Annotated in this window: 5 protein-coding genes; 2 read left to right on the top strand and 3 right to left on the bottom strand. The window is 41.5% G+C overall.

Annotated elements, in window-relative coordinates; genetic code table 11:
* Window positions 1-153: 153 nt before the first annotated feature.
* Window positions 154-861 carry an ATP-dependent Zn protease gene (locus RMX98_RS36060; RefSeq protein WP_322677042.1) on the bottom strand — a complete coding sequence of 236 codons (708 nt, stop codon included), beginning with the start codon at window positions 859-861 and terminating at the stop codon, window positions 154-156.
* Window positions 862-1,232: 371 nt separating this feature from the next.
* Between RMX98_RS36060 and RMX98_RS36065 the strand changes: the two genes are divergently transcribed.
* Both RMX98_RS36065 and RMX98_RS36070 read left to right on the top strand, forming a co-directional pair.
* A complete protein-coding gene (locus tag RMX98_RS36065; RefSeq protein WP_094348753.1) occupies window positions 1,233-1,448 on the top strand; it encodes a DUF2945 domain-containing protein in 216 nt (71 codons plus the stop codon).
* Window positions 1,449-1,457: 9 nt separating this feature from the next.
* A complete protein-coding gene (locus RMX98_RS36070; RefSeq protein WP_322677043.1) occupies window positions 1,458-1,784 on the top strand; it encodes a DUF3140 domain-containing protein in 327 nt (108 codons plus the stop codon).
* Window positions 1,785-1,825: 41 nt separating this feature from the next.
* Here RMX98_RS36070 and RMX98_RS36075 read toward each other — a convergent pair whose 3' ends face one another.
* Window positions 1,826-2,668: a protein-glutamate O-methyltransferase CheR gene (locus RMX98_RS36075; RefSeq protein ID WP_322677044.1), complete on the bottom strand. Its 843-nt coding sequence runs from the start codon at window positions 2,666-2,668 to the stop codon at window positions 1,826-1,828.
* An 11-nt stretch (window positions 2,669-2,679) separates the two neighbouring features.
* The coding region (locus tag RMX98_RS36080; RefSeq protein WP_409882107.1) for a chemotaxis response regulator protein-glutamate methylesterase at window positions 2,680-3,929 on the bottom strand (1,250 nt) is incomplete at its 5' end.

Genomic DNA, 3,929 nt, shown 5'->3' on the forward strand with positions numbered 1-3,929 from the left:
TATGGGTCAGCCACTTTATATAGTACATAAATACTATAAAATAGCGATCACGCTGTGCCAGTTGCGTAAGTCCTGAATGAGTTTGTAGTAAGGATTTCAGTGCTTACTACAAATTCTTCATTACTCATTTGATATAACTTCCTATAGACGCAATTAATCGCGTCTCTCTCCAGTACAGATGCGATTAATTGCGTCTCCTAACTCAGCACGACAATCTTCTACTGAAGTGCCTTGTCGCATGGCATTAACTAAAGCCTCGTAGCTAGACCAATTTTCTTGCAATAGGGTTTTTGCTTGAAGGGTATGAAACCGCAATTTCTGCTGATAAACTGATTCAGAAAAGCCTAAAATTGTCAATACTCCTATCAGTTTGCTTTTATCATCAGTTCCACCTTCAGCATTATTAAAAACTAGGGTTTCAGCAGCAATACCCGCCATCCAAACAGTGCAGTAGCGGTCTAGCATTTGGGCGCTGATTTTACCTACTTCTAGTTGAGATGCTAATTCGCCATCATCAAAACTAACGCCGCCTTGTCCAAGTTGTCCCTGTTTCCAGGCTTCCCAAGCGCTGAGTGTGTAGCCAGTAACGGGAATACCTAATAGGTAAGCAACCAAGAAATGCCCTGCTTCGTGGTGAACGATGCGAGCGCGGTGTTCTTTAGAAAAACCAGCAATCCAATCTAAAAAGATAGTACCACCCTTACCTTGCAAGCTGAAACTATCTAATGTCGCTATGCCTAAGATGGTGAAGGTAACGATCGCTGGTACTGCTGGTGATAAGTTTAAAAATGGCCCCAGCAGTACCGATAGAGTCATGAGAAAGATTGATATTGCAACTAAATTTAAGCTAGTTTGGCTCATTGAAAGTTTTTTGAAAATCTAGTTAATCTTTCTTCATTATGAGGCAATCTCTACGATGGTCACTGAGCTTGCCGAAGTGCGGACTACGCCTACCCACAGCTTTTGTATCAAGGTTTTCTCTATCACTAGAATGATGGCTGCTTTTCCAGTCGCAGACATAATGTGACATTATAGCAATCCGATTTGATTTCTAAATTTATTTGCGTAGATAGGGAAGAGGCAATAGGCAATAGGCAATAGGCAATAGGCAATAGGGAAGAGGCAATACGCAATAGGCAATAGGGAAGAAGTCTCTTTGAGTTGTACTGAATTTTTTCAGAAATCAAATATTATTCCTATAGTAGGTATAAAACATCAAATAGGAGATGGATGTGGCGGAACAATTCAAAAAGGGCGATCGGGTTGAATGGAACACTTCACAAGGTAAGACAACTGGCAAGGTAGTAAAGAAACTCACTTCACCTACAGATATTAAAGAACACCATATTGCAGCAAGTGAAGATAACCCTGAGTACTTAGTTGAAAGTGATAAGACAGGAAAACAAGCTGCTCACAAGCCTGATGCTCTGAAGAAAGTAGAGGAGTAATGTTTAGTCATGAGTAAAGATGTTAAATCAGTGATTGACGAGTTTCATGAAGTTGTCAATATGACACCCAAAGAACTAGAGTCTTGGCTAGATACGGATGAGTCGCAAACTGTGGGGCAAAAAGATGGCGACGATGAGTCAATCGGTCATAAATCTGGGCGGCGTATCATTCAGCTATTGCAGAAAAAAGATGACTATACCGATGATGAGCTTTCGCACATGAAGAAAGTTATTAGTTACGTCCACCGTCATCTGGCGCAACAGCCATCGGGCGACTTAGAACACACACGCTGGTGCTACTCTTTGAAGAATTGGGGACACGACCCACTCAAGTAAAGTACCTAGCGGTTGCAAACAGCAGCTTGCTGATTTTTACCTCAATTGGCAATTTTAACTTCAGGATTGTCCAATCGATAGCAGATAGCCTTGTCAAATAAAACCCGCTTGAACGATTCATCTAGGCTGATAGTCGTTTCACCACTACCCAGAAACAAGTAGCCATCTGGCCTTAATTGTTGCTTGATCTTTTTTAGCAAAGCTTTCTTGGTAACAACATCAAAGTAGATTAAAACATTCCGTAAAAAGATAACGTCAAATTGCGGCAGAGATGACCAAGATTGTAAAAGATTCAACTGACGAAAATCAACCATCTGGCGGATTTGTTCTTTTATTTGCCAGTCAGTATCTAGCTTTTGAAAGTAGCGATCGCGAATATTTTTAGAGAGTCCACGATTCATTTCAAGCTGGTTATAATGCCCCTCGCGGGCCCGCGCTAAAACCTTAGTAGAAAAATCAGTCGCAATTAATTTTACAGACCAATTAAGAAGCATGGGGAAATGTTCATTAATGAGTATGGCGATGCTATAAGGTTCTTGTCCATTAGAGCAGGCAGCACACCAAATATTGAGCGATCGCTCAATTTCTCGTTGTTTAATTAACTCTGGTAGCACGTATTTTTTCAGTGCTTCAAAAGGGTGGTTATCACGGAAGAATGAGGTTTCATTGGTGACTAGCGCCTCGATTGTCTGGGTATGAAGACTATTAAACGGCTGAGTTCGCAAGTAAGTAATCAAATCAGCGATCGAAGCGAATCCTGCCGATTCGACAATTGGCTGCAAATGTAACTCTGCTAAATAAGCTTTATCACCAAACAACACAACGGCTGAATGATGCTGAACTAATTGACGAAGATACTCAAAATCAGTGGTGCTTACACCCATAATCTGTTTAATTACAGGTCTGAAGGAGGAACTTGATTGAAACCAATTCTGTGCATAATTTCATTTGCGATCTCATTAAGTGGAAGAATTTTATTAGCAAGTCCGGCATTAACGACAAAACTAGGCATTCCCCACACGACGCTAGTAGCTTTATCTTGTGCAATTACCTGTCCACCCGCCTCGCGTATGCACTGACAGCCATGCAACCCATCTTGCCCCATACCTGTGAGGATAACTGCGATCGCCCCACCTCCATAAACTTGTGCAACCGATCGCAACAGCACATCGACTGAAGGACGACAAGAATTTTCGGGGGATGCTTGATGGGTAACAAGTCGAACTCCAGTTTTATCGCGTTGCACGATTAGATGAAAATCTCCTGGGGCAATCCAAGCATGTCCCGGTTTTAGTATCTGTCCAGAAACCGCTTCATTTACTGGGATTTGACACTTGGAAGCTAATTGTTTAGCTAGTAGTTTCGTAAACATTGGCGGCATGTGTTGCACAATCAAAATTGGTACTGATAAATCTGCTGGAAACTCTTTAAGCACTACAGCTAAAGCATTTGGGCCGCCGGTAGAAACCCCAATTGCCACAACCTCCACCTGCTGTATATCGCTCTGAACGGGAAAAATAACCGGATGGGTAATTGCACTGACTGTGAAAAATGTACCAAATACCTTTATTTTAGGAATTAAATCATCCCGAATATGTTGGGTTGTTGCTTCTACACTTCCTAAATTACTAGGTTTTGTGGCATAGTCTGAAGCACCTAAAGAAAGAGCTTCTAGGGTTGCGATCGCTCCACTGTGTGTGAAAGTACTATACATAATGACAGGTAAGCGTGGATACTTTTGTCGGATAGCAGCCAGCGTTTGCAAACCATCCATCTCTGGCATCTCAAGATCCAGGATGATCACATCGGGATTAACATGGGAAATCTTGGCAAGGGCAATGCGACCGTTAGCCGCAACTCCTACTACCTCTAGTTCTGGATCGCTAGACAAAATTTTACTTACTCGACTCCGTACTACTACGGCATCATCAACAATTAGTACCCGGATTTTGGGCATTGGGGATTGGGGATTGGGGAGATATATTTTAGAATGCAACAATAAGTCTTTGAACTTCATGAATGAGTCTTTTAGCTTCATTAAAGAGTCTTTTAGCTTCATTAATGAGTCTTTGAACTGCATTAATGAGTCTTTGAGCTTCATTAATGAGTCTTTGAACATCATTAAAGAGACTTTTAGCTTAAGTA

Origin of the sequence: Nostoc sp. DedQUE02, from assembly GCF_034531035.1 — a bacterium.
GTDB lineage: Bacteria > Cyanobacteriota > Cyanobacteriia > Cyanobacteriales > Nostocaceae > Nostoc.

What these genes read in the sequence shown, in the direction of transcription:
- RMX98_RS36060 (WP_322677042.1), bottom strand. Translation starts at nt 861, where the DNA reads ATGAGCCAAACTAGCTTAAATTTAGTTGCAATATCAATCTTTCTCATG.
- RMX98_RS36070 (WP_322677043.1), top strand. Translation starts at nt 1,458, where the DNA reads ATGAGTAAAGATGTTAAATCAGTGATTGACGAGTTTCATGAAGTTGTC.
- RMX98_RS36075 (WP_322677044.1), bottom strand. Translation starts at nt 2,668, where the DNA reads ATGGGTGTAAGCACCACTGATTTTGAGTATCTTCGTCAATTAGTTCAG.